This is a genomic window from Nocardia sp. NPDC052254 (genome assembly GCF_040679495.1).
Classification (GTDB): domain Bacteria; phylum Actinomycetota; class Actinomycetes; order Mycobacteriales; family Mycobacteriaceae; genus Nocardia.
The window spans coordinates 227,546-253,633 of sequence record NZ_JBFAUW010000010.1 but is presented as its reverse complement, the minus strand read 5'-3'; the positions used below and the strand labels follow the sequence as shown (position 1 = coordinate 253,633).

General features: G+C 67.2%; 22 protein-coding genes and 1 tRNA gene. 11 read left to right on the top strand and 12 right to left on the bottom strand.

Annotated features, from left to right (window positions below; all coding sequences use genetic code 11):
* Positions 1-70: 70 nt before the first annotated feature.
* Both AB0L57_RS24395 and AB0L57_RS24390 read left to right on the top strand, forming a co-directional pair.
* On the top strand, positions 71-1,528 hold the full coding sequence (locus AB0L57_RS24395; RefSeq protein ID WP_364966343.1) for an MDR family MFS transporter: 1,458 nt from the start codon (positions 71-73) through the stop codon (positions 1,526-1,528).
* Positions 1,529-1,657: 129 nt separating this feature from the next.
* Positions 1,658-2,875: an acyl-CoA dehydrogenase family protein gene (locus AB0L57_RS24390; RefSeq protein WP_364966340.1), complete on the top strand. Its 1,218-nt coding sequence runs from the start codon at positions 1,658-1,660 to the stop codon at positions 2,873-2,875.
* On the opposite strand, the gene AB0L57_RS24385 is transcribed toward AB0L57_RS24390, so the two are convergent.
* The 3 genes from AB0L57_RS24385 to AB0L57_RS24375 all read right to left on the bottom strand — a co-directional run bounded on the left by AB0L57_RS24385 (position 2,872) and on the right by AB0L57_RS24375 (position 8,011).
* Positions 2,872-4,032 carry an amidase gene (locus AB0L57_RS24385; RefSeq protein ID WP_364966529.1) on the bottom strand — a complete coding sequence of 387 codons (1,161 nt, stop codon included), beginning with the start codon at positions 4,030-4,032 and terminating at the stop codon, positions 2,872-2,874. The two genes, AB0L57_RS24390 and AB0L57_RS24385, sit on opposite strands and share 4 nt — an antisense overlap.
* Before the next feature lie 83 nt (positions 4,033-4,115).
* Positions 4,116-5,933 carry a hydantoinase B/oxoprolinase family protein gene (locus AB0L57_RS24380; RefSeq protein WP_364966337.1) on the bottom strand — a complete coding sequence of 606 codons (1,818 nt, stop codon included), beginning with the start codon at positions 5,931-5,933 and terminating at the stop codon, positions 4,116-4,118.
* Entirely contained in the window at positions 5,930-8,011 is a 2,082-nt protein-coding gene (locus AB0L57_RS24375; protein WP_364966334.1) for a hydantoinase/oxoprolinase family protein, read from the bottom strand. The genes AB0L57_RS24380 and AB0L57_RS24375 overlap by 4 nt, the downstream gene beginning before the upstream one ends.
* Positions 8,012-8,329: 318 nt before the next feature.
* Between AB0L57_RS24375 and AB0L57_RS24370 the strand changes: the two genes are divergently transcribed.
* From AB0L57_RS24370 to AB0L57_RS24345, 6 genes are all read left to right on the top strand, one after another.
* Positions 8,330-9,064, top strand: coding sequence for a FadR/GntR family transcriptional regulator (locus tag AB0L57_RS24370; protein ID WP_364966332.1), 735 nt, complete (start codon positions 8,330-8,332; stop codon positions 9,062-9,064).
* 175 nt (positions 9,065-9,239) lie between these two features.
* Positions 9,240-9,794, top strand: a complete 555-nt coding sequence (locus tag AB0L57_RS24365; protein WP_364966329.1) for a MaoC family dehydratase — start codon at positions 9,240-9,242, stop codon at positions 9,792-9,794.
* Complete coding sequence (locus AB0L57_RS24360; protein WP_364966326.1) at positions 9,791-11,008, top strand: CoA transferase; 1,218 nt, start codon at positions 9,791-9,793, stop codon at positions 11,006-11,008. Before AB0L57_RS24365 ends, AB0L57_RS24360 begins: the two co-directional genes overlap by 4 nt.
* Positions 11,005-12,375 (top strand): MmgE/PrpD family protein, encoded by a 1,371-nt coding sequence (locus AB0L57_RS24355; protein WP_364966323.1) that lies wholly within the window; start codon positions 11,005-11,007, stop codon positions 12,373-12,375. Before AB0L57_RS24360 ends, AB0L57_RS24355 begins: the two co-directional genes overlap by 4 nt.
* Positions 12,376-12,399: 24 nt before the next feature.
* On the top strand, positions 12,400-13,563 hold the full coding sequence (locus AB0L57_RS24350; protein WP_364966320.1) for an acyl-CoA dehydrogenase family protein: 1,164 nt from the start codon (positions 12,400-12,402) through the stop codon (positions 13,561-13,563).
* Positions 13,560-14,405, top strand: coding sequence for an aldolase/citrate lyase family protein (locus AB0L57_RS24345; RefSeq protein ID WP_364966317.1), 846 nt, complete (start codon positions 13,560-13,562; stop codon positions 14,403-14,405). The genes AB0L57_RS24350 and AB0L57_RS24345 overlap by 4 nt, the downstream gene beginning before the upstream one ends.
* A gap of 87 nt (positions 14,406-14,492) precedes the next feature.
* Here the strand turns inward: AB0L57_RS24345 and AB0L57_RS24340 are convergent, their stop codons facing one another.
* A complete protein-coding gene (locus AB0L57_RS24340) occupies positions 14,493-15,026 on the bottom strand; it encodes a MarR family winged helix-turn-helix transcriptional regulator (RefSeq protein WP_364966315.1) in 534 nt (177 codons plus the stop codon).
* Between the two features lie 68 nt (positions 15,027-15,094).
* On the opposite strand from AB0L57_RS24340, the gene AB0L57_RS24335 reads away from it, so the two are divergent.
* Together AB0L57_RS24335 and AB0L57_RS24330 are read left to right on the top strand one after the other, a co-directional pair.
* On the top strand, positions 15,095-15,904 hold the full coding sequence (locus AB0L57_RS24335; RefSeq protein WP_364966313.1) for an oxidoreductase: 810 nt from the start codon (positions 15,095-15,097) through the stop codon (positions 15,902-15,904).
* A 432-nt stretch (positions 15,905-16,336) separates the two neighbouring features.
* A complete protein-coding gene (locus AB0L57_RS24330; protein WP_364966310.1) occupies positions 16,337-17,008 on the top strand; it encodes a response regulator transcription factor in 672 nt (223 codons plus the stop codon).
* Between the two features lie 106 nt (positions 17,009-17,114).
* Here the strand turns inward: AB0L57_RS24330 and AB0L57_RS24325 are convergent, their stop codons facing one another.
* Both AB0L57_RS24325 and AB0L57_RS24320 read right to left on the bottom strand, forming a co-directional pair.
* Entirely contained in the window at positions 17,115-18,278 is a 1,164-nt protein-coding gene (locus AB0L57_RS24325; protein WP_364966308.1) for a histidine kinase, read from the bottom strand.
* A 76-nt stretch (positions 18,279-18,354) separates the two neighbouring features.
* Complete coding sequence (locus AB0L57_RS24320; RefSeq protein ID WP_364966305.1) at positions 18,355-19,533, bottom strand: trypsin-like serine protease; 1,179 nt, start codon at positions 19,531-19,533, stop codon at positions 18,355-18,357.
* A 354-nt stretch (positions 19,534-19,887) separates the two neighbouring features.
* Between AB0L57_RS24320 and AB0L57_RS24315 the strand changes: the two genes are divergently transcribed.
* Positions 19,888-20,580 carry an NAD(P)H-binding protein gene (locus tag AB0L57_RS24315; protein ID WP_364966303.1) on the top strand — a complete coding sequence of 231 codons (693 nt, stop codon included), beginning with the start codon at positions 19,888-19,890 and terminating at the stop codon, positions 20,578-20,580.
* An 88-nt stretch (positions 20,581-20,668) separates the two neighbouring features.
* On the opposite strand, the gene AB0L57_RS24310 is transcribed toward AB0L57_RS24315, so the two are convergent.
* The 6 genes from AB0L57_RS24310 to eno form a co-directional block, all read right to left on the bottom strand.
* Positions 20,669-20,742: transfer RNA gene (locus AB0L57_RS24310), tRNA-Leu, on the bottom strand.
* A 55-nt stretch (positions 20,743-20,797) separates the two neighbouring features.
* Positions 20,798-22,279: an oligopeptide:H+ symporter gene (locus AB0L57_RS24305; protein ID WP_364966300.1), complete on the bottom strand. Its 1,482-nt coding sequence runs from the start codon at positions 22,277-22,279 to the stop codon at positions 20,798-20,800.
* A gap of 103 nt (positions 22,280-22,382) precedes the next feature.
* Positions 22,383-23,330 carry a Ppx/GppA phosphatase family protein gene (locus tag AB0L57_RS24300; protein WP_364966298.1) on the bottom strand — a complete coding sequence of 316 codons (948 nt, stop codon included), beginning with the start codon at positions 23,328-23,330 and terminating at the stop codon, positions 22,383-22,385.
* On the bottom strand, positions 23,323-23,835 hold the full coding sequence (locus tag AB0L57_RS24295) for a DUF501 domain-containing protein (RefSeq protein ID WP_364966528.1): 513 nt from the start codon (positions 23,833-23,835) through the stop codon (positions 23,323-23,325). Before AB0L57_RS24295 ends, AB0L57_RS24300 begins: the two co-directional genes overlap by 8 nt.
* Before the next feature lie 77 nt (positions 23,836-23,912).
* Positions 23,913-24,566: a septum formation initiator family protein gene (locus tag AB0L57_RS24290; protein WP_364966296.1), complete on the bottom strand. Its 654-nt coding sequence runs from the start codon at positions 24,564-24,566 to the stop codon at positions 23,913-23,915.
* A 66-nt stretch (positions 24,567-24,632) separates the two neighbouring features.
* The gene (gene eno, locus AB0L57_RS24285) at positions 24,633-25,919 is read right to left on the bottom strand and encodes a phosphopyruvate hydratase (RefSeq protein WP_364966293.1); all 1,287 of its coding nucleotides are present in this window, start codon (positions 25,917-25,919) and stop codon (positions 24,633-24,635) included.
* Positions 25,920-26,088: the final 169 nt, after the last annotated feature.

The following is a 26,088-nucleotide window of genomic DNA, read 5'->3' as shown; positions in this document are numbered from 1 at the left end:
TGGGGCACACAGGGGTGGCTCGGCGTCGGTCACGACATTTCTGTGTACGCGAACACCCGGAGGTAAACCGATGCCCGCCGAACCTGATCTCGCCGTGGCCGGCCGGCGAACCCCCGCGGTGATCCGGCTCCTGGTCCTCGCCACCTTCGTGGTGATTCTCAACGAGACCATCATGGTCAACGCGATTCCGCGCCTGATGACCGATCTGCACGTCACCGAGCGCTCCGCGCAATGGGTTTCGACGGCGTTCATGCTCACCATGGCCGCGGTCATCCCGGTCACCGGCTGGTTCCTGCAGCGGGTCACCACCCGCCGGGCCTATGCGATCGCGATGGGTGTGTTCCTGCTCGGCACCGCGCTGTCGGCAGCCGCGCCCACCTTCGGCCTGCTGCTGGTGGGCCGGGTGGTCCAGGCCGGCGGTACCGCGGTGATGATGCCGCTGTTGATGACCACGCTCATGACAGTGGTGCCTCAACACGATCGCGGCCGTGTCATGGGCAACGTCACCCTCGCCATCTCGGTGGCCCCGGCCATGGGCCCGGTGATCTCCGGACTGGTCCTGCAGATCGCTTCCTGGCGTTGGCTGTTCCTGCTGGTCTTGCCCATCGCGGCGGCGGTCACCTGGTTCGGCCTGCGGAAACTGGAAAATATCGGCGAGCCGGAGAGCGGTGCGATCGATTGGGCCAGTGTGGTTTTCGCGGCCCTCGGATTCGGCAGCCTGGTGTACGGACTCAGCAAGTTCGAGGTCGGCAACATCGCGGTCCCGGCGTTGATCGTCGCGGTGGGCGCGGTCTGCATCGCGATCTTCGCACTGCGCCAGATCCGCTTGCAGCGCACCGGTTCACCACTGATGGATCTGCGCGTGCTGCTGGCGGGCACCTACACGAAATCGCTGGTCCTGATGGCCGTGGCCTTCTTGGCGATGATGGGTTCGATGATTCTGCTGCCGCTGTATCTGCAGAATCTGCGTGGCCTGAGCCCGTTGCAGACCGGTCTGCTCGTGATGCCGGGTGGTCTGGCGATGGGTGTACTCGGCCCCACCATCGGGCGGGTGTTCGATCGCTTCGGCGGCCGGATGCTGGTGATTCCCGGCGCGATCGGAATCACCGTGGCCCTGGCCGGTTTCACCACCATCTCGCCGACCATGCCCTACTGGCAGTTGCTGGCCCTGCACATCCTGCTGATGCTGTCGCTGGCCGCGGCCTTCACCCCGGTGTTCACCCTGGGTCTGGGTGCGCTGCCGCAGCATCTGTACTCGCACGGCAGCTCCGTACTCGGCACCCTGCAGCAGGTGGCCGCGGCCTTCGGCACCGCACTGGTGGTCACCATCATGTCCGCCCGCGCCACCACGCTGACCGACCACGGCACCGATCCACTCAGCGCGCATCTGTCCGGTATGCGGCTGGCGTTCGCGGTATCGGCGGCGCTGTCGGTGATCGTGATCGTGATGGCGGTGCTGCTGCCCAACCGTGCGCCCGCGCCGGCGGAAGCCGGAGAATCCACGGAATTGGAACCCGTCCACCCATGACCTGAACGGTGGGGCACATCGGCCGCCGTGCCCCACCGGAATCGTCGGCCCGGTACTGCGGACGAGGGATAATTAGAACGTGTTCTATATTCGAGGGAAGTGTTCCGGCAACCCTCGGGAGTTCACGACATGTACCAGTGGTCCGACGAAGATCTGATGCTCCGCGATGCGGTGCGCGGTTTCATCACCAAGGAGATCGAGCCCCACGTCGAACAGCTGGAAAGTGGTGCCCTGCCGCCGTTCGACATCATCCGCAAGCTCTATGCGACCTTCGGACTGGACGAGCTGGCCCGGGAGGGCTTGCAGAAGTCCCTGGACCGCGAGGAAGCCGGGGAATCGGGGAAATCGGGCGAATTCAGCGGTTCGGGCAGCATGGGGGTCATCCTCAACAGTGAGCTGGCCGGGGTCAGTCTGGGACTGGTCGCCTCGATGGGCGTCAGCCTCGGGCTGGCGGCCGGCACCATCCGCAGCCGCGGCACCCTCGCGCAGAAGAAGCGGTGGCTGCCCGAACTGGTCACCTTCGACAAGGTCGGGGCCTGGGCCATCACCGAACCCGATTCCGGCTCGGACGCTTTCGGCGGCATGAAATCCTACGTCCGCCGCGACGGGCAGGACTACATCCTCAACGGCCGCAAGACCTTCATCACCAACGGCCCCTACGCCGATGTGACCGTGGTCTACGCCAAGCTCGACGAGGAAGACGGCACCGACCGCCGCGATCGCAAGGTGCTGGGCTTCGTCCTCGACAAGGGCATGGCGGGATTCACCCAGAGCGCACCCTTCAAGAAGATGGGTATGAACTCCTCGCCCACCGGTGAGCTGTTCTTCGAGAACGTCCGCCTGACCCCCGACCGGCTGCTCGGCGAGAGTGAGACCCCGGCCAAGGGCGACGGAAAGGACAGCGCCAAGGAGTCTTTCGCGGCCGAGCGCATCGGTATCGCCTCACTGGCCCTCGGCATCATCAACGAATGCCACCGGCTCTGCGTCGATTACGCGAAATCGCGCACGTTGTGGGGCAAGGAGATCGGCCAGTTCCAGCTCATCCAGCTCAAACTGGCCGAGATGGAGATCGCCCGGATCAACGTGCAGAACATGGTATTCAACGCGATCGAGCGCATCGCAGCGGGCGAACAGGTCACCCTGGCCGAGGCGTCGGCGATGAAGCTGTACTCCTCGCGCGCGGCCACGGAGGTCGCGATGGAGGCGGTGCAGCTGTTCGGCGGTAACGGCTACATGGCCGAATACAAGGTGGAACAGCTTGCGCGCGACGCGAAATCGCTGATGATCTACGCGGGCAGCAACGAGATCCAGGTGACCCACATCGCCAAGGGGCTGCTCGCCCGCTAGCGCGGCCGTGCCGAATGCCAGTGCGTCACCTGCTGATAGCGGTGCCCGGCCTCGAACAGCACCGCCTCCCGATGCGCGGCGGCGGTGAGCTGGGCACCGATCGGCATCCCCGAATCGGGATGGAATCCGACCGGCAGGGCCAGGGTCGGGCCGTCGTGCAGGGACCAGGGGTAACTGAATTGCCCCATGCGCCGGGACTGGGCGATGACATCCGCGCCGCCGTCGAGCAGTGGCACGTCGGTGGGCATCGTCGGTGTGAGCACGATGTCCACCTGGTCGAATACCGTGGCCAGCCCCCGCCGGAAGGCGGTGCGCCCCGCTGTCGCCGCATTCCGCTCGGCGTCGGAGATCCGCAGCCCCAGCGAGACACGTTCCAGGGTCGCGGGCTGGAACAGCTCGGGAGAGTGCAGGATTCGCTCGCGATGGCGGCGGGCGAGATCGGAATAGATCAGCGTGTAGACGATGTCCTGTGCCCGCTCGGCATCGGGAATCGCCACCGGCACCACCTCGTAGCCGAGGTCGGCGAACCGGTCCGCGGCCGCGCGCACGGCCGCGGCGACGGCGGGATCGACATCGTCGGTGATGAAGACGTCCGGGACTCCGATCCGGCGCGCCACACCCGCCGCGGCCGGGCCGGTGCGCAGCACATCGAAGATGCGGGCGACGTCGGCGACCGAGCGGGCCATCGGGCCCACCGTGTCGAACGGTTCGCTGACGGGGAAGACACCGGCATTGCTGATCGCACCCCAGGTCGGTCGCAGCCCGGTCACCCCGCATGCGGCGGCGGGCAGCCGGACCGACCCACCGGTGTCGGTGCCGAGCGAGGCGTCCACGAGGCCGGCGGCGACGGCCGTCCCCGAGCCGCCGCTGGACCCGCCGGGCACCCGGGCCGGATCCCACGGATTGACCACCGGGCCGGCCGCGGAATTGCGGGAGGTGACCCCGACCGCGAATTCGGCCATGTTCAGCTTCGCGGTCACCCGCGCGCCCGCGGCGATGAGCCTGCGCACCACCTCCGCGTGCGCACCGGCGACCCGGTCGGTGAAGAACGCCGAGCCGCAGGTACTGGGCACGCCGGCCACGTCGATATTGTCCTTGACCCCGATCCGCAGCCCGCGCAACGGGCCGTCGCCATCGGCTGCCGTCGGTGGATCGATCCAGGTGACAACGCTGTTCGTGCTGTCCGCACCCGGATGCGGGGCCGGGCCGCGGATATCGGCGGCCCGGCCCCCGCCCTCGTTCAGGACGCGCTCCCCGCCCGCAGCGCGGCGGTCGCCGCATCGTCGACGGTCCAGTCGTCGGTGTTCACGACGACACCGTAGTCCCGGCGTGCGTCCTCGGCGGTGAGGTATTCATCCCACACATCGCTGAGCACCTGGAAGGGATCGCGTTCGAACGGGTTGCCGAATCCGCCACCGGAGGGCAGTTTGATCTCGAGCGTCTCGCCCGCGCGGATGGTCTCCTGGGTGACCTTCGAGAACAGCACCTGCTCGCGGTCGGTGCCGGCATTGCGGGTGAAGGAGCCCGCGACCCCGTCACGTCCGCCGAGCGCGCCTGCCGGTGGATCGGACCGGTTGTCGGCCTCGGAACCGAGGAAGGTGTCGGTTTCCATCAGCCACTTGCGCACGCTGCCGATACCGCCGCGCCACCTGCCCGGCGCCGGCGCCTCGTCGCGCAATTCGTAGCGCAGCGCGCGCATCGCGTGGTTGAGTTCGAGTTCCTCGATGGGGTTGTTGCGGGTATTGGCCATCAGCGCGTCGACGCTGTCCATCCCGTCCTTACCGTTGCGGCCGCCATAGGAGCCCTCGTTGATTTCGATGTAGACCCAATATGATTCGCCGTCCGGGGCGACACCGGAATAGGCGATCGCGCACAGCGCCGCCGACGAACCCGCGACCGCATGGTCCGGAAGTACCGGCGCCAGAGCCAGATTGATCGAGTCGAACACCCGGTTCACCTGAGAGAAACGCGCGAAGCACGAGGCCGGGAAGTCCGGATTGAAGATGGTGCCCTCGGGGGCGTACGCCCGCACGGGCCGGAAACATCCGTCGTTCTGCGGAACGAATTCCTCGGTGGTGTCCTCGTCGAGCAGGATGGTGCGGATCGCGGAGACCGCCACCGGCAGCACCGAACCCTCGAAGGGCACATTGAAGGCCGTCGGCACCTGATCGTTGGAACCGGTCAGGTCGATGAGGATGTCCTCGCCTTCGACCTGTACCCGCACCGCCACCTTCAGCGGCACACCGCGATTCTTGCCGTCGTCGTCGAGATAGCCGATCGGCGCCTCGTAGCTGCCGTCCGGAAGCTCGCGAATCCTGCTGCGCAGCATGTTCTCCGAGTAGTCCATCCAGCGCTCGGCGGCACTCATGACCGTGTCGAGGCCGTACTTCTCGAGCAATTCGAGGAACCGCTTCTCGCCGATGCGCGAACACGCGATCAGTGCCTCGAGGTCGCCGCGATTCTGTTCGGGCGTACGCACATTGTCGAGAATGTGCTGGATGAGATAGTCGTTGCGAACCCCGGCCTCGTAGATCTTCATCGAGTCCATGAGCTTGCCCTCGGCCCACACATCCACGACATCCATGCACAGACCGGGGAAGTTGCCGCCGACATCGGAGACATGACCGGTGCAGCCGGCGAATCCGATGTGCTGTCCCTGCCAGAAGATCGGGATGATGATGCCGTAGTCGGGCGAATGCGCGGCGCCGTGATACGGGTGATTGTGCAGGATGACATCACCGGGCTGATAGGTTCCGGCCAGCCGGCGGTCGACACCGCGGATGTAGGCCGGAATCGAACCACAGTGCATCGGAGTCGAATCCGATTCGCACAGCTCGCGGCCGTTGACATCGAAGATGCCGGCACCGAGATCCTCGGACTCCCGGATCAGGCTCGAATAGGCCATCCGATACAGAACCTGCGCCATCTCCTTGGCCATCGACTGCAGGGCGCCACCGATCACGCGCAGGGTGATCGGATCGACCTCGACGTCGTTCCAGATTCTGGTGGCCTCGCCCGCGAGCGATACGCCGGTCTTGGGCATCAGCGTCTTGCTCATGCGGACTTCCTCTCGATGATGATGTGGCCGACGGCGTCCACGATGGCCCGCTGATGCATGCCGACGATGGTGGTCGAGTCGAACTGCTCGACGATGGCCGGTCCGTCGATCTCGTTGCCCGCCAGCAACATCGACCGCTCGTAGACCGGCGTGTCGATCCATTCCGGATCGGCCTTGTCATCGCGCCAGAACAACGCGCGTGTGGTGGTCTTCAGTGCGGCCGAACTGTCGGCGGTGCCCGTGCCGATCTCGGCGATCCGCACATGGGGCACCGCACCGACACCGGTGACACGAATATTGATCAACTGCACCGGCTTGTCGTCGAAGCGCTGCGAATAGGTGCGGCCGTGTGCCTGATGGAACGCCTCGGCCACCGTCTTGACCCAGACATCGTCGATCTCGCCCTCGGGCGCCGGGACCCGCAGCTCGTAGCCCTGGCCGACATAGCGGCAGTCCACACTGCGCTCGAGGGAGATGTTCTCCGCGGCGACGCCGTCGGCCTCGAGTTGTGCGGTGGCCTGACGCGACAGTCGCGCCATCTGCGCCGTGAGCAGTTCCAGGTCGGGATCGGCGGAGGAGGTCCACACCGTGGTGGGCACCTCGTAGCGGATATCGGTGGTCAACAGGCCCACGGCGGAGGTGATACCGGGATGGCCGGGCACGATCACCCGCGGGATACCGAGCTGATCGGCGATCTGCCAGGCGAACAACGGCCCGGCGCCGCCCTCGGCGATCAGCGAGAAGTCGCGTGGGTCATAGCCTTTGCGGACCGAGTGCAGACTGATCGCCTCGGTCATCGAATGGGCGAGGATCTTGAAGATGCCCATCGCCGCCGCATCGAGAGTGGTGCCGAGTTTGCCGGCGATATGGGTTTCGATCGCGGTGCGCGCCAGTTCGGGCCGCACCTCCATCGTTCCGGACAGGAAGCTGTCCTCGCGCAACCAGCCCATCGCCACCATGGCATCGGTCGATGTCGGCTCGGTGCCGCCGCGGGCGTAACACGCGGGCCCCGGTACGGCACCGGCACTGCGCGGACCGACCCGGAACATTCCGCCCTCGTCGACCACCGCGATCGAGCCACCGCCGGCGCCGATCGTGTCGACCTCGGCCATCGGCACCATGGCGTGATAGTCACCGATGCGGGTGTCGAGCAGATGCTTCATCCGCAATGCGCCATCGGGCGCGACACCGATATCGGCCGAGGTACCGCCGACGTCGAGGGTGATCACGCTGGGGAATCCCGAGGCCTTGCCGATCGCGCAACCACCGAGCAGACCGGCGACCACACCGCTGGTCAGCAGGGAGACCGGGACCTCGCTCGCACTGCGCGAGGTGACCAGACCACCGGCCGAGGTCATCAGATGAACGTCGTCACCGACCTGGGCGGCACTCGCCTTCTGAGCCAGATTCTCGATGTAGCGCGACGTCTTGGGGCCGATGAAGGCATTCAGCGCCGCCGTGGAAAAGCGTTCGTACTCACGGTATTGCGGTGCGACCTCACTGGACAGGGAGACGAAGACATCCGGGTACTCCTCGCCGATGATCTCCTTGACCCGCTGCTCGTGCGCCGGGTTGCGATAGGAGTGCAGGAATGCGACCGCGATCGCCTCGACTCCGCGCTCGCGCAGCAACCGGACCTGATCGCGCACGGCCGCCTCATCGAGCGGGGTCAGCACAGTGCCCGCGGCATCGATGCGCTCGGGAACCACCCGGCGGTTGCGGCGCGGCACCAGTTGCCATTTCTGCCACGGCAGATCCTGGTAGTTGGAGTAGTTGAGCGGGCGCTTCTTGCGTGCGATGTGCAGCAGATCCCGGAAGCCCTCGGTGGTGATCATGCCGACATCGCAGCCGTTGTGCTCGAGCACGATATTGGTCGCCACCGTGGTGCCGTGGAAGAACATCTCGATATCGGCGGGGTCGATTCCGGCGCGCGCGGCGAGCACCTCGATGCCGTCCATGGTGCCGATCGACGGATCGTGGTTCGTCGACGGCGTTTTGTGCACGACCACACTGCCGTCGTCGTCCCACAGCACGAGGTCGGTGAACGTGCCGCCGACGTCGACTCCAATTCTCTTCATCAAGATTTCCATTCTTCCGGCGCCCACGAGGGAGCGGAGGGGGCGACCGAGGCGGAGAGCCGTCTCTCGAGGTCGGGGGACCACCGCGCGAGGTGATGGGAGCCATCGTGCTTGAGACCGCCGAAGAAAGCAATACCTCAGATGTTTTAACCGTAAATTCGACGTTACGACTGACAGTACGCGGACAACCACGCCAAATTCGACGGTAATTGGCGGATGTTTACCCTCGACTGGACAGTCGAAGTACGGCAGCACACGCGGACCCGGCGACTAGGCTCGGGCCCGTTGACAGCCGCTCGAACAGAAGGACCGAAGCCGGTGACCGAACCGACGACAGGCGACGCACAGACCAAGCCCGGACCCGCCTACGCGGTCCTGGCCGAGCAGTTGCGCAGCCGAATCCTGTCGGGAGAACTGCCACAGGGCGCCCGGTTGCCCAGCGACGCCGAGCTGACCGCCGAATTCGGCGTCGGCCGCAGCACGATTCGCGAAGCACTGCGCTCACTGGCCAGCCAGAACCTGATCACCACCACTCGCGGCGTGACCGGCGGCAGTTTCGTGGCCTCCCCCAGCATCGGGCACATCAGCGCCCACCTGGAGACGGGGGTGGCATTGATGGCCGCCGCCGAGGCCGTCACCGTGGACCAGCTGATGGAGGTCCGCAACCTCATGGAGGTGCCGGCCGCCGGAATCGCCGCGTTCCGGCGCACCGAGGAGCATCTGGCCGAACTGCGGGCCGCCATCTTCGACCCCGACAGCCTGCAAGGCCAGGACACCTATGCCAAGAACCAGGAGTTTCACCTGGTCCTGCTGCGCGCCACCGGCAATCCGCTGCTGGAACTGATCACCGCGCCGGTCTTCCGGGTGCTGTCCACGCGATTCGGCCGCGATCATGCCCCCGGCGGCTTCTGGCAGTGCGTCGATCACGACCACCGCGCCATCCTCGAGGTGGTGGCGGCCGGCGATTCGATGGCCGCCATCGATCTGATGCGCCGACACCTGGATCACCTGGGCGACTCCTACCGCCACATGGACCGACTCCGGAGAGAGTGAACCGATCCTGCGGCCGACGAGACCGCAGACCGCTAAACATCTGCTTTTTAAGCACTCTCGGACGCGCCACTGTCTCATCTTCTTGCGACAACTGTCTAAATCTCACCTCTTGACGATCTAAATGTCTGATGTATTGTTCGAGTCACGCATACGCTGAACGAACTGAGGAGATACGGTGGCAGTGCATGAGGCTGTTCTCGGTCGCTTCTTCGAGGACTACGTCGTGGGTGACGTGTACCAGCACCCCATCGGACGGACGATCTCCGAAGCGGACAACACGTGGATCACGTTGCTGTCGATGAACACCAACCAGAACCACTTCAATGCCCACCTCGCCGCGCAGAACCCGATCACCGACGGCAAGGTGATCGTGAACTCGGGGCTGACAGTGGCTGTGGTACTGGGGATTTCGGTTCTCGACATGAGTCAGAACGCGATCTCGAATCTCGCCTTCACCGATATCAAGATGTCGAATCCCGTCTATGTCGGCGACACCATCTACGCGGAGAGCATCTGCACCGGGCTGCGCAGATCCGAATCGCGCCCGTATGCCGGCATCGTCTCGATGATCACCCGCGGGCTGAATCAGGAAGGCACCGAAGTGATTTCGTGGAAACGCTCGGTCATGGTCGCCACCCGCGACAGCGGTATCGGCCGGAACTACTTCCCGGAGGCGACGAACGGTCCCCTGCGTCTGCCGAGCTCGGACACGGAAGGTGCACAGTCGTGAAACCGTTGGAAGACGTCCGGATCATCTCGCTCGAGCAGTACGGCGCCGGCCCGTTCGGCAGCGTCCATCTGGCCGATCTCGGCGCCGATGTGATCAAGATCGAGGACCCGAACGCCGGCGGAGACGTCGGCCGGTACGTCCCGCCGTACACCGAGGGTGAGGATTCGCTGTTCTTCGAGACCTTCAACCGCAACAAGCGCAGCCTGTCGCTGGACCTGTCGAATCCGGCCGGCCGGGCGGTGTTCGAGGATCTGGTCCGCACCAGCGATGCCGTGTATTCGAATCTGCGCGGTGATGTCCCCGCCAAGATCGGCATCACCTACGACGATCTCAAACACCTCAACCCCGCCATCGTCTGCTGCAGTCTGACCGGCTTCGGGATGACCGGGCCGCGCAGCACCGAACCCGGCTACGACTACATCCTGCAGGGCCTGGCCGGATGGATGAGCCTGACCGGTGATCCGGACGGCCCGCCCACCAAATCCGGTCTGTCCCTGGTGGATTTCTCCGGTGGCTTCGTCGCCGCGCTCAGCCTGCTGTCCGGTCTGCACGCCGCTCGCCGCGACGGTATCGGCGGCGATTGCGATGTCTCGCTGTACGACACGGCGATGTCACTGCTCACCTATCCGGCCACCTGGCATCTGAACGCCGGTTTCGAACCGGTGCGCACGAAGAACTCCGCCCATCCGTCGCTGGTGCCGTTCCAGGCGTTCGAGGCCGCCGACGGGTGGCTCGTGGTGGGGTGTGCGAAGGAGAAGTTCTGGCAGCGTCTGGTCGCCGCGATCGGCCATCCGGAACTGGCGGCCGATCCCCGATTCACGAATTTCACACTGCGTGGCGAGCACCGCGACGATCTGCTCCCGATTCTGGAACGGATCTTCGCGACCGAATCGGTACAGCACTGGCTGGCGCTGCTGCGACCGGCCGGCGTGCCCTCGGGACCGATCAACGATGTGGCACAGGCACTCACCGAACCGCACACCCACGCACGCGGACTCGTCGTGGAGACCGAACATCCGCGGTATGGAACGCTCCAGCAGCTGGCCTCTCCGGTCCGATTCGGTTCCGAGCCACCGCAATACCGTCGCGCGCCCGCGCGTAACGAGCACTTCACCGAAATCGTCGGGGCCGGACTCGGATACGACGACGAGAAGATCGCCCGGCTGGCAGCGGAGGGCGCTTTCGGCACCGAGCACGACCGGGCGAGCGCATGATCTCCGAGGTACTGGCCCAGTGGGTTCACGACCTGACGCCCGGTGACCTACCCGCCGAGGTCGGCCACGCGACCGCCCGTCACCTGCTCGACGGGGTCGGCAACGCCATCGCCGCCCGCCGGCTCGGCCAGGGGTTGCCGGGCTGGGTGGTGGCCGACTCGCTCGGCGGGCCACCCGAGGCCCGGCCGCTGACCGGTACCCGAGCGCTGTCGGCACCCGCCGCCGGTATGGCGACGGCAGTACTGGTGCACGCGTTGGACTTCGACGACACCCATGCCGGTGCGCTGGTGCACGCCACCGCGGTATCGCTGCCCGCGGCATTCACCGTCGGCCAGCGGACGCGTGCCTCGGGTGCGCAGATTCTGACCGCCGCGGCACTCGGACTCGAGGTGGCCTGCCGCCTGGGGCTCGCGAGCCCGCACGGCTTCCACAGCCGAGGTCTGCACGCGACCGCGGTCGTCGGCCCGCCGACCGCCGCCCTCGTCGCGGGCCACCTGTCCGCGCTCACGGTCCGTGAGCTGGTCGATGCCATCGGTATCGCGGGATCGGCCAGTGGCGGGTTGCTCGAATTCCTGGATACCGACGCCGACACGAAGGCACTGCATCCCGGTACGGCCACGCTCAACGGCATCCTCGCGGCGCGGCTGGCGGCGGCCGGTGCCAGCGGTCCGCCGTCCGTGCTGGAGGGCCGGCGCGGACTCTACGCGGCACTGTCGGCCCGCGACGCCGATCCGGCCACCATCACCGATGAGCTCGGAACACGCTGGGAGGCAACGAATATCGGTATCAAGCCGTATCCCAGCTGTCAGCTCATGCACGTCACGCTCGACGCGGTCGCGGCCGCCCTGGCCGATACGCGGGTGGACCCCGCGCGCATCGCCGAGATCGAGGTGCACGTGCACACCGATTCCCTCCCGATCGTGTGCGGGCCCAATGCCGGCGTCGCCGCACCCCGCAGCACCTACGACGGTAAATTCGATCTGCCGTGGAGTGTGGCGGCGCTGGTGCACGACGGCACCGTCGACATCTCGACCTACACACCCTCGTCGATCGCGCGCGAGGCGGTACTGGACACCGCGCGCAAGGTGCGCGTCGTGGAAACCACCACCGCCGGGCCGGCCGCCTCGGCACCCGGATATGCCGTGATCACGCTGGACGACGGGCGCAGAATTCCCGGACGCGTCGACGGCAGCCGAGGCACCAGCGCATTCCCTCTCGACGACGCACAACTGCGCGCCAAGTTCCTGGCCAATTGCGCGGGCCACGACCGCGGCGACGAACTCGCGGAGCGGATCTTCGCGCTCAGCGACGAGCCCGACCTGTCGGCGGTACTCGACCTGGCCGCGGCGATCGCCACCCCGAACTGACCCTTTCGATCCTGGAGCGACATCATGGATTTCACCTTCGACGAGCAGCAGCTCGACTTCCGAAAAGCATTGCGCCACTTCGTCGACAAGGAGATCGTGCCGGTCGCGGCCGAATGGGAGCGCAGCGGCCGCTACCCCACCGAAATCGTCGAGCACATGAAGGCGATGGGCCTGTTCGGTATCACCACACCGGAGGAGTACGGCGGGATCGATCTGGACAAGGTGTCGTTCACGCTCGTCTACGAGGAACTGGCACGCGGCTGGATGGGCATCGCCGGAATCGTCGGGAGCCACAATCTGTCCTGCTGGATGATCAGCAAGCACGGCACACCGGAACAGAAGCGGGAACTGCTGCCGAAGCTGGCCACCGGCACCTGGCGTACCGGTATCGGACTCACCGAGCCCAGCGCGGGCACCGATCTGCAGGGCATCCGGACCACCGCCCGCCGCGACGGTGATCACTACATCGTCAACGGCGCGAAGACCTGGATCACCAATGCCCGCCACGCGAATATCCTTCCGGTACTGGTCAAGACGGACCCCACCGCGACCCCGCCGCACAAGGGGATGAGCATCCTGCTCATCGACACCACGACCGACGGCTTCGAGGTGCAGCGAGACCTCGGCAAACTCGGTTACAAAGGCACCGAATCCTGCGAGATCCGGCTCGACGATGTCCGCGTCCCGGCGACGGCGCTGCTCGGCGGTGTCGAGGGCCGGGGGCTGCAGCAGGCGCTGTCCGGGCTGGAGATCGGCCGGCTCAATATCGCGGGTCGCAGTGTCGGTATCGCGCAGGCCGCCTACGACGCGGCGCTGGCCTATGCCTCCGAACGCACCGCCTTCGGGCAGCCGATCGCGGATTTCCAGGCCATCCAGCTCAAGATCGCCGATATCGCGACACAACTGCAGGCCGCCCGCCTGATGACCTACTGGGCCGCCTCACAAGCCGATTCGGGTAAGCGAGTCGATATGGAGGCGGGGATGGCGAAGTACTTCGCCTCCGAGACCGCGATCAACGCCAGCCTGGAGTCGATGCGCATCCACGGCGGATACGGCTACTCGACCGAATTCGTGGTCGAGCGCCTCTACCGGGACGCACCGCTCATGGCGATCGGCGAGGGCACCAACGACATCATGCGCACCATCATCGCGAAGGCACTGGTGGCCGGTACCGGAGTGGTCGGGTGAGGCCGCTGACCTACCTCTATGTTCCCGGCGATGTGCCGCGGCGGTTCGACAAGGCGCTGAGCTCCGGCGCCGACGCGATCGTCCTGGACCTCGAGGACGCCGTGGCTCTCGACCGCAAGGACGAGGCCCGCGCCGCCGTGGCCTCCTGGATCGCGGCGACCGATCCCGGCCGGGTTCAGGTCTGGGTGCGGGTCAATCCGGGAGCGCTGCAGGACAACGATATTCGTGCCGTGGCCCATCCCCGGCTCACCGGGATCTGGCTGCCCAAGGTCGGCTCCGCGGCCGAGGTGGAGCGTGCGGACCGGCTGCTCGCCCGCAGCGCCTGTCCGGAGGCCGAGCTCTCCGCGCTGATCGAAACGGCCGCCGGGGTTTTCGACGCGCTGCCCATCGCCCGCGCCCCGCGCATGAGTTTCCTGCAACTCGGTGAGGTCGATCTGGCGAGCGATCTGGGGGTGGCCGCCGAGCGTGCGGACACCGCGCTGTTGTTCGCCCGCAGCCGGATCGTGGCCGCGAGTGTGGCCGCCGGTATCGCCCCGCCGCCGGCAGCGGTCTCGCGAAACTTCCGTGACCTGGATGAATTCCGTTCCGATACGGGCAAACTGGCCGATCTCGGCTTCGTGGGGCGGGTATGCATCCATCCCGCTCAGCTCGAACCGGCACGGACGGTATTCACCCCGGCACCGGCGGATGTGGCCGCGGCCCGTGCCGTCCTCGATGCCCTCGATGCCGCCGAATCCGGTGTTGCCCTGGATGATCGGGGCTTCCTGATCGACGAGGCGGTGGCCAGGCAGGCCCGGGCAGTCGCCGAGCGCGCGGCGCTCACAGGTGTCGGCACGCCCTGAGACCGCCGCGCTCGCGATGATCCCACCGCGATTCGCGCTGGGTGCGTCGGATGGCGCAGGCGTTCGGACTGCGCGGCTGCCGGGCGATCAGGGCCTCGACGCTGCCTCCCCCGGCACATCGTGTCTGGGGCCGGATCCGAGATCGTGTTCCAGCGCCGCGAGCAGTACGGCGAGCCGGGTATTGATCTCGGCGAGGCCGTCGTCATCGAAAATCGCTCGTACCAGGGCGGTTTCGCGACGGGTGCGATCAGCGGTGGCACTCGCCCAGAGTTCGTGTCCCGCCGAGGTGGCCCGGACGGGGCGGCTTCTGGCATCCGCGGCGCCACCCTCACCCGTGATGAGGCCCGCCTCGGTGAGGCGTTTGATGCGCGTGCTGACCGTCCCCGAGGTCAGCCCCAGTTCCCGCGCGAGTTCGGTGGGCGTGCACCCGTCACCGCGAATGATCACCGACAACGCGGTCCAGTCCGCGCGGCTGATCTCCCGGGCGGCGGCGATCTGATCCAGCACCCGATCGAACAACCGGGACAGCCTGCCCACTCGCTGACGCAACTCCTCGACATCCCGGTCGGCGGCGGGCATCTGCGCCATCCACGTACCGATATCTCGCGCAACCGAATCCATCGGGTCAGTTTATATCTTGACCCTCAAGGTACTATTGTCTTGAATATCAAGATACTTTGGAGGTTGCCTTGTCGAAGGTATGGCTCATCACCGGCGCGAGCACCGGATTCGGCCGCGCCCTGGCCACCGCGGCGGCGAAGCGTGGCGACACGGTCGTCGCCACCGCTCGCGATATCGCGAGCGTCGCCGACTTCACCCACCACGATCGCCTCGACGTCACCGACGATGATCAGGTGCGCGAGGTGGTGGCACGGACGGTCCGCGAGCACGGGCGTATCGACGTCGTGGTCAACAATGCCGGGCACGGCCTGCTCGGGGTCACCGAGGAGGTCACCGACGACGAGTTGCGCGCCCTGCTGGAGACGAATCTGCTCGGAGCGTGGCGGGTGACGCGGGCGGCTCTGCCCCATTTGCGGCAGCAGCGCGGCGGGCACATCGTGCAGCTCTCCTCGGTCGGCGGTGTTGTGGGAAACCCCGGACATGCCGCCTACGCGACATCCAAGTTCGCGCTGGAAGGGATGTCGGAGGCGCTCGCCGGTGAGATCGCCGGCTTCGGAATCCACGTGACGATCGTCGAGCCCGGCCCGTTCCGAACCGATTTCGCCGGTCGGTCGATCCACACGACCGAACCGAATCCGGCCTACTCCGGCACCCCCGGCGGCGATCTACGCGCACGGTTCTCGCAGCAGGACGGCAGACAGCCCAACGATCCGGACAAGGCCGCGGCGGCGATCATCGCGGTGGTCGACGCGCCCGAGCCGCCGCTCCGCCTTCCCCTCGGCCCCGAGGCCGTCACCCGCATCCGCGCCAAACTACGAGACCAGCTGACCGCCATCGACGAATGGGAGGCGCTGGCACTCGACACCCGTGCGCAGTGATGCCGCCGTGGACATCGCCGGGTTTCCGGCGCGAGACGGATCACCCGCGGGGTCGAGCACGACCACATCGCCCACATCCCGATGCGGTCCGAAATCACATGCGGTAGCGCCGTATTCGCGCCCCGCCTCCCGTCTCTCGTCGACGACGGTCCAGCCGGACCGCACCACATGAGTGTCCCACCCCGGGACGGCTCCATGCACGGGGTGGGACACCGTCGAACCACTCACCACGAAGGTTGACGTATCCGCTCCCAGGGAGGGCAACCTTCGCGGCATCACCGTATCCGATACACACCCATCGGTCGGATCGCATTAATGCAAATGCAATCAAACCTTTTCAAACGCGAGAGGACACGCCGGCATGGCCGAACGTGGTTGTGTTGGTGTACTACTGGCGATCGGGGTTTCCGGACGAGATGGCGAGGGGGCGCGGTGACTCCGATCAATGTAGCGGTGGTGGACGATCAGCCGCTGGTGGCGTCGGCGTTCGAGATGCTGCTGTCCGACGAACCGGATTTCCGGGTCCTCGACGGCGGCCGGACCGGCCGGGACGCGGTGCGGCTGTGTCGCACCCAGCCGCTGGATGTGCTGCTGCTCGATATCCGCATGCCGGATATGGACGGACTGGCGGCGACCCGCGCGATCACCCACGCCGGACCACGGCCCCGGGTCATCGTGCTCACCACGTTCAACGTCGATTCGTATGTGGTGGAGGCGGTGGCGGCGGGAGCGGCCGGCTTCCTGCTCAAGGATTGCGAGCCGACCGAACTGCTCGCCGCCATTCGCGCGGTCCACACGGGCGGCGCGGTGATCTCCCCGACCGCCACCACCCACCTGTTCGACGCCTACCGGCGTGGACGCACTCCGCCCGATCAACCGCCACCGGACACCGCTACGCACCGGACACTCGCCCGGCTCAGTCCCCGTGAACTCGATGTGCTGGGCTCGATCGCCACCGGGCACACCAACTCCGAGATCGCCGGACAGCTCGGTATCGCGGAGACGACGGTCAAGACACATGTGCGCAATCTGCTGACCAAACTCGACTGCCGGGACCGGGTCGCGCTGGTTGTGCTCGCCCATGCGGCGGGGCTGGTGCGCTGAGACATCGGCTCGGCGCACACCACCGGATCGATCGTGACGGTCCGGCAGGTGTTCCGCGTGGATGGCCGAGTCGCACCGGCCGGACGCCGTACTCACAGCTCGATTCTCATTCCCCCGCTGTGCCGATCGGCATTCGCGCCGTCAGCCGGACGCCCGTCGTGGTGACGGCAACCTCCAGCATGCCGCCGACCGAGGACATTCGCTCACGGAGTCCGGCCAGGCCGCGGCCCGATTCGAGATCGCGGGGAACGACGCCGGTGTTCTCCACGACCACCACACAGCCGCCGGATTCTCCGGTCACCGTCAGCCGCATGCGCGCATCGGGCCCGCCGTGTTTCATGACATTGGTGACCGCCTCGCGTACCACCCGCAGCACGGCGAGCCGGGTCGCCGCGGGCCAGGTTCGCTGCCAATCGGCCAGGGTGTCGTCGGACGGCAACTCCTCATCGACGACGATGCCCGCGGCACGAGCGCGGCGGACGGTGTCGCGCAGGTCGGCGAACGAGTCCGCCGATGCGATGTTCTCGAATCCCGCCCACTCACCACCGTGACCGTCACGGAGCACGCCGACGAGATGGCGGACATCGCCCAGGGCGTCCTTGGATATCTCGGCGACCGTGCGCAGCACCTCGGCGGTCGATTCACCACGCCGCTCGGCGATCACGAGGCCCGCACCGGCCTGTGCCCGTACGGCGGCCAGGGTGTGGCCGAGGACATCGTGCAGTTCGGCGGCGATCCGGTTGCGTTCGGAGGTTCGCGCCGCCACCAGCGCACGTTCATGCGCGGCCCGGGTCGCCCGCCGACGGCTCGCCCACAGATAGGCCACCACGAGCGCCACGATGTGGTACTCCATCGACCAGCGGAAATTCTCGGCCCGCACCGCCGGACTGCCCAGGCTGCCCACTATCCCGACCGACAGCGCGACCGGACCCCACCACCAGGACCGCGCGTATTCGGTGACCGCCATCAGCGAGACCGGGGCGAAGATCAGGGTCAGCGGAATGCTCAGGTAGACCGGTGACAGCTGGGCCGTGATCGCCATGGCGCCGAAGAGAACACAGGTGACCACGAAGGCCGGGACCACTCGGATCCGGCGGAAGAATACGGTCAGCGCCACGCCCGTGCACAGCGCGGCGACAGTGAAGTACTCGACCGGATGACCGCCCTTTCCGACGATCGCGATCACCCAGTACAGTCCGGCGAACATCAGTGCGACGACGCCCAGGGCGATATCCGTGCGGGGCACGGCACGGAACGCGGCGCCGACCATCGTCCACCCCGTTTCGGTCGTAAGAGGTTGCAGGGCAATGGTAGTGGCGCCTCGATCGATGCCGGCGGCCGTGCGATCAGGCGTGGACATCGACACCCTCGGATACCGTCCGGATCACACCGCCCGCATTCTTCGCGGTCACCACACACACCGCGTCGCCGGGCCGGCGCGCCGCATCGGCGATCGCCAGATCCGCGGTATCGGCGCCCGCGATCGGAGCCACGATGGGTAGCTGCCCCATCCAGGTGCGATTCGCCCATCCGGTCGCGACGTTGTCCGGCCGCCCGCCACGAACCTCGTCCCAGCGTGGTGGATCGCAATGCAGCGATCCGTCGGTGCGACGGACGACGGGCACAGCGGTGGGATAGGGCTCCCACGCGTCGAGCGGCCCGAGAATCCAGTCCCGGAATGCGGTCGGATCGGCGAAGCCCTGCGGAGCCGGCCCGCACCCCTTGCCGACGATCTCACCACCGAAACTGAACAGCCCCACCAATTCCGGCCGGCCCGCCACATCGACGACCGCCGGACTGCCGCTGTCCCGGAAGCAACTCGCGACCGGACGCGCGGACGTGTCCTGCACACACATCACCGACCGCTCGTCGACCGCCGGTGACAACCCCGCGACGCAGTCGGCGTGCGACATGGCGGTGAAATCACCTCGATACAAGGCATCGTTGCGGTACTCCGGGTCCTCGAAGCCGACAGCTTTGCCGGTGTTGCCGTGCGCGAAGAACGACACCGCCGTGCCGGGCACCGGCCCGGCCGCGGCGATCGGCAACACCGGGACGTCCTCGACGGGCCGATCCAGCGCGATCACCGCCAGATCGTCACTGGCGCTGTCGAGATCGACGTCGTCCGGGTCGGCGGGTGAGGGCCGCAGCGCGTACCCGGGCAATACGGCGATACCCCGCACCGCACGCTCGATCCCCGGCTGCTTCGACAGCACCCGAGCGTCGATGTGGATCTTCATCCGGCCCGGATCGACGGAGTCGACACAGTGTGCCGCGGTGACCACGCGATCCGGACGCACCAGTGCCCCGCCGCATTGCGCCGTATCGAACAACGACCCGTTGCCGACCGGATCGATGGTCGCGACCCACCGCGCCGTCTCCGCATCGGCGACCGGCACACCGTTCACCATCGCGTGCGCCACCCCGGCGGAGGGCACCATCGCGACCGCGACAACGGCGCCTGCCACCACCCGCTCCCGTATCGATCGCCCACGATCGCCGTCTCGATTCAGTTTCCCGATCATGGCAACGATTATCGAAAAACACTGTGCTGCAACACTTCATCCCGGCGAAGGAAATGCGCGACCGGTCTCCTCCCACAGGAGGAGCCCCAGAGAAGTAACGCACAGGTGAGTACCCGGCGGCGCCATATTTCGATGGAAGGATGCCCGGGCGCGGAGACTCGTGCGCGAGGACGATGTCGACCGGGCGCGGGAGCTGCTACCAGCGGAGGACCCCTATCCGGTGCCGGGCGAGCTCGCGGATCGACTCGCAATGCGCCGAACCGCGTGCGCCCGGACCCTCCGCAGCTGTCACAGACGTGCGGCCGGCGGCGTCTTGTGGTTACTCATCCATGGAAAACAGATTCGGGAGTAACCATGCGCATCACAATTTTCGGAGCCAACGGCCCCACCGGCCGCCTGCTCACCGAACAGGCGTTGGCCGCCGGTCATCAAGTCGCCGCAGTCACCCGGCGGCCGGATTCCTTTCCACTGCACCATGATCGGCTCGAGGTGATCGGCGCCGATGTGCTCGATCCGGCGGCTGTCGACGGCGCGGTGGCGGGGCGGGACGCGGTGCTGTCCACCCTCGGGGTGCCGCCCGCGAAAGAGGTGAACACCTACTCGCAGGGCGTGGCCAATATCGCCGCCGCGATGCACCGACACGGGCTCCGCCGGATCGCCGTGGTCAGCTCGAGCGGGGTCGACCCGCAGCCGTATTCCGACGGCGGATTCCTGTTCAATCGAGTGTTCGTGCCCTTCCTGACCCAGGTGGCAGGCAAGGAGTTGTACGCCGATATGCGGCGGATGGAAGACCTGTTGCGCGCGGGTGATCTGAACTGGACGATCGTGCGCCCGAGCGCCTTGTACCACCTGCCGGAGGTCACCGACTACACCATCGTCGAGGGCCACGCCGACGGCATGTACACCTCCCGCACCGACCTGGCCGCGAGCATGCTGGCCATGCTCAACGACGACCGCTACGTCCGCGCCACCGTCGGCGTCATCACCACCACCGACAATCCCACTCTGTTCCGGTGGATCCGCCGGGAAGCACTGGCCGGGAAATGAGGGACGCGACTGCGGACGAACTGCGGACCGGGACGGCCGAATGCGCCCGGACACCGACGAAACTCCCGGTCCGCCAGCAGCGTCGTAGTGCCCCCGGTCGGACTCGAACCGACACTGTGCGGATTTTAAGTCCGCTGCCTCTGCCAATTGGGCTACGGGGGCGCCGGGATAGCGTACCTAAGTCGTACGTCCGTCTCGGAATTGTCCGGGGATTTGCTCAGTGCACGCCTTCCATCAGGCGGCTGACCTGCGGAGCCAAAAAGTACACGACGATTCCGACCGCGATCGCCACCAGGCCGGTGATACCGAAGTAGGCGACCTCGTGGCTGGTGTCGTAGAACTCCGACAGCACTCCGGACATCGATGTGCCGATGCCGACGGAGAAGAAGTACAGGGCCATCATCTGGGCGCGGAAGGCCTCGGGCGCGAGCTGGGTGGTCACCGCGAGGCCGATGGGAGACAGCAGCAGCTCGGAGACGGCGAAGCCCGCGAGGATGACGAAGATCAGCACGGCGGGGACGGTCTTGCCGCTGAATCCGGCCAGCGGGACGAACAGCAGGAACGACGCGCCCATCCCCATCACGCCGTAGGCGAACTTGCGCGGTGTGGTGGGAGCCCTGGAGCCCAGCCGGGTCCACATCAGGGCGAACAGCGGCGACAACAGGATCACCCACACCGGTTCCGCCGAACCGACCCAGCTCGACGGCGCGGTCCAGCCGAACAGGGTCCAGTTCATCCGCTCGTCGGAGTACACCGCCAGCACCGTGAAGATCTGCTGGAACAGCGACCAGAACACCGCGTTGGCGATGAACAGCGGTATGAAGGCCCGCACCCGGACACGTTCCACCGCAACCACTTTCGGACTGGTCAACATCAATCCGAAATAGAATATCGATACCACCGCGATCACGCCGGTCGTGACCCACGACAGATTCGACAACCGGACCACCCCGGTCCACAACGCGAGGGCGACGACGACCGCCACCACCAGCACGAATACGATCACCCGCCCGATCTGCCCGCGCGGCAACGGGTTCGGAACCTCCCGCCCGTGGGTACCCAGATTGCGGCGGAAGATCACGTACTGGGTCAGACCGAGCGCCATTCCGATGGCCGCGGCGCCGAATCCGAAGTGGAAACCGACATGGGTCTGCAGCAGTCCGGTGATCAGCGGACCGACGAACGCACCGAGATTGACACCCAGATAGAACAGGGTGAATCCGCCGTCCGCGCGCGGGTCACCCTTGTCGTAGAGGGTGCCCAGCAGCGACGAGGCATTGGCCTTGAGCGCACCGGAGCCGAGGGCGATCAGCACCAAACCCACTCCGACACCGGTCAATCCGGGCAGCAGCGCCAGCGCGATGTGGCCGAGCATCACGACCACACCGCCGTAGAAGACGGTCCGCTCCATCCCCAGCAGCCGGTCGGCCAGCCAGCCGCCGAGCACGGCGGACAGATACACCAGTCCGCCGTAGGCGCCGACGATCCCGGTGGCGGTCGACTTCTCCAGCCCGAGCCCGCCGTCGGTCAGCGAGTAGTACAGGTAGTAGCCGAGGATGGTGAGCATGCCGTAGAACGAAAACCGCTCCCACAGCTCGACTCCGAAGAGATTGACCAGCCCGATCGGATGGCCGAAGATCGTGCGCGCCGCGGGATCCGGCGCTGCCTGCGCCCCCGGGACGGGTTCCACCGTGCTCATGGGATGCAATTGTCCGGCAACTCGCCGTCATGATCACGGATAACGCGGCCATGACTCGCCGATGTCGCCCGGGTGGGCCGAACCTCACCCGGACGACGAGCCCTCAGGCGATCGACAGCGCGATCCCGTCGAGGATGTCGTGTTCGCTGACCACCAGTTCGGTGATCCCCGCCCGGCGGGCCAGCTCGTCGGCGAGCACCTCGGTGACCACCGCACCGCCACCGATGACATCGACCCGGCCCGGGTGGACCGGCCCCAGGGCGGCGCGCTGGTCGTGATCCATCGCGATCAGCCGGTGGCAGACCGTACGGACCTCGTCGAGCGACAGCCGGGTCAGATGGACCCGGTCGGAATCGTATTCGGGCAGGTCGAGTGCGACCGCGGCGATCGTGGTCATGGTGCCGGCCACGCCGACCCAGGTCCGTGCGCGCTCCACCGGCACCACCCCGAACGACTGCGCCAGCCGCTGGGAGGCGAAGAAGCGGGCCGAGGCGACCTCCTCGTCGGTGGGCGGATTGCCGTGCAGGCAACGTTCGGTGATCCGCACACAGCCGATGTCGGCCGAATAGGCCGCCTGCACACCGTTCCCGTCGCCGAGCACCACCTCGGTGGAACCGCCACCGAGATCGACGACCACGAATGGCCCCTCGGCGCCGGACAATTCGCCGACGGCACCGGCGAACGACAGCCGGGCCTCCTCGTCGCCGGTGATGACCTCGGCCTGCGCACCGGGCACGACCCGGCCCAGCTCGACCCCGGTCATGGTGAAGAAATCCTCGCGATTGCGGGCATCGCGGGTGGCGCTGGTGGCCACCATCCGCACCCGGCCGACCCCGGTCTCGACCATACGATCCACATAGTCGTGCAGGGCGACGCGAGTGCGCTCGATCGCCTCCGGATTCAGTTCGCCGGTGGCGTCGACACCCTTGCCCAGCCGCACGATCCGCATCTCGCGATGCACATCGGTGAGGTGGCCGTCCGTGCCGACATCGGCGATCAGGAGACGGATGGAATTGGTGCCGCAGTCGACCGCGGCGACCCGGTCACTCATCGACCCTCCCTGTATTCGGTTGGTACTGATCGTATTTCGGCCAATCCCGCGGAATCGCGGTGCCGCGCAGCCCGGTGTCGGCGGCCAGCGCGACCGCTTCGTCACCGAGTGGATTCAGTCCGGGCCCCTTCGCGAGCGAATGCGCGATCAGCACATGCAGGCATTTGACCCGCTCCGGCATCCCGCCACCACTGAAATCCGTTCCCAGCGACTCGATCTCGTCGCGCTCGGCCAGATAGCTCTCGTGCGCGACGCGATAGGCGGCGGCGAGTTCGGGATCGGCGGACAGGCGTTCGGTCATCCCGCGCATCAACCCGGCGGCCTCCTGCCGGCTCGCCTCGGCGGTGAGCCGCGGGTCGGTGAGGTAGTACAGGGTCGGGAACGGGGTGCCGTCGGGCAGTCGCGGCGCGGTCTTCACCACCGCCGGCAGGCCGTCGGGCGTGCGGTAGGCGATCGCGAGCACCCCGCGCGGCTCCCGGCCGAGCTGGCGCGCCACGATCTCCAGATCCGCCGCAGCGGGAGAATCACGGTTCCCGTCGTCACGCCCGCCTCCGGACGGTGGCTGGGACGTAGCGGGATCGGTCACCGGGGTTCTCCTTCGGGGCTGGGCGGGGGTGGCGCCGGGCTCGGCGGCGGGGCGGGCGAGGTCGCGGCCGGGCGTGGTTGTGGATCGGACATACTGCGGTACAGCTGGGTGTACCAGGGGTCGGGGCGCGCGGCCTTGGTGGTCGGCACCGGCACCGCGGGTTGTTCGATACCGGGGACCTGCACGATATAGGCCGTGTCCCCGGGCATGACGAGTCGCAGACGATCGCGCGCCTCGGAACGGATGTAGGCCGGATCCTGTTGCTGCGCCCGGCGATCACGCAGTCGCGCCAGATCGTTCTCCAGGTCGTGCCGTTGCGAGGCCAGCTGCGCCGCTTCCGACCGCTGGCTGAAATAGGTACGCATCGGCACCGCCAGCGTCAGCGCGAGCGCGCAGAGGACCGCGGCCAGGATGACCGCGCGGCCCGTGGACAGGCCGAGAATCCGGCGCTCGGACGCCTTGCCGGACGTGTTCCGCCTCGAGCGGGCGGGACCGGGTTCGGATCTCGTGGCGGTCCGGCGCTGGGCGGCGCGTTTACCGGCCCCGGTGCGACCGGCGCCACCGGCCGCCCGTTCGGGCCTGGCCGACCGCGACGAGCGGCGGCCACCACGTCCTGCCGGACTGGTGCCGCGCGCCCGTCGCTCCGTCATCCCCACACCTCGAAATCGCCTGTCTCCACGCCGCGTCGGTGCGCCGCACAACCGTGTGCGAGGCTACTACCCCTCGAACGCGAACCGGGGGAACGCGACGTCACCGGCGTAGCGAGCCGAATCGCCCAGACCGTCCTCGATCCGCAGCAGCTGGTTGTACTTGGCGACGCGCTCACTGCGGGCGGGCGCACCGGTCTTGATCTGACCGCTGCCGACCGCCACCGCCAGATCGGCGATGGTGGTGTCCTCGGTCTCGCCGGAACGGTGGCTCATCATGGTCTTGTAGCCGTTGCGATGGGCCAGTTCGACCGCGTCCAGGGTTTCGGTCAGGGTGCCGATCTGGTTGACCTTCACCAGCAGTGCGTTGGCGGCGCCCTTGGCGATACCGTCCTCGAGCCGCTCCGGGTTGGTGACGAACAGATCGTCGCCGACCAGCTGGATCTTGTCGCCGATCAGATCTGTCAGCGACACCCAGCCGTCCCAGTCGTCCTCCGACAGCGGGTCCTCGATGGAGACCAGCGGGTAGGCCGACAGCAGGTCGTTGTAGAACTCGGCCATCTGCTCGGCGGTGCGCTCACTGCCCTCGAACTTGTAGCCCGCGGTGCTGTAGAACTCGGTCGCGGCCACGTCCAGCGCCAGGGCGATGTCGCTGCCCAGGTTGTAGCCGGCCTTGCCGATCGCGGACGCGATCAGATCCAGTGCCTCACGGGTGCCGCCGGCCAGATCGGGGGCGAAACCGCCCTCGTCGCCCAAGCCGGTGGCCAGGCCCTTGGACTTCAGCTCCGCCTTGAGGGCGTGGTAGACCTCGGCACCCCAGCGCAGCGCCTCGCGGAAGGTGGGCGCGCCGATCGGGGCGATCATGAATTCCTGGACATCGACACTGGTGTCGGCATGCGCGCCACCGTTGAGGATGTTCATCATCGGCACCGGCAGCACGTGGGCGTTGGGGCCGCCCAGGTAGCGGAACAGTTCCAGATCCGAGGACTGCGCCGCGGCGCGCGCGACCGCCAGCGAGACACCCAGCAGCGCGTTGGCGCCCAGCCGGGACTTGTCCGGGGTGCCGTCCAGATCCAGCAGCACCTGATCGACCGCGCGCTGTTCGACCGCGTCCAGGCCGATGACCGACGGCGCGATCTCGTCGAGTACACCCTCGACGGCCTTGCGAACGCCCTTACCGCCGTAGCGGTCCCCGCCGTCACGCAGTTCCACGGCCTCGTGCTCGCCGGTGGACGCGCCGGACGGCACCGCCGCCCGGGTCATCGTGCCGTCGTCGAGACCGATCTCGACCTCGACGGTGGGGTTACCGCGCGAATCCAGGATCTCGCGAGCTCCGACCTGTTCGATGATGGCCACTAAACGACACTCCTTCGGCTGCTGACAATCAATCCCGGGGCCCTGCCCACCGACGTCCATTCGCAGATCACACGGCGGGCCCGTGCGCTTGCGAGCCTAATGGGTGCGGTGGTCCTCGCACGACACCGGTGCGCACCCGCCACGGGAGATACCGCAGCGCTCCGCACCC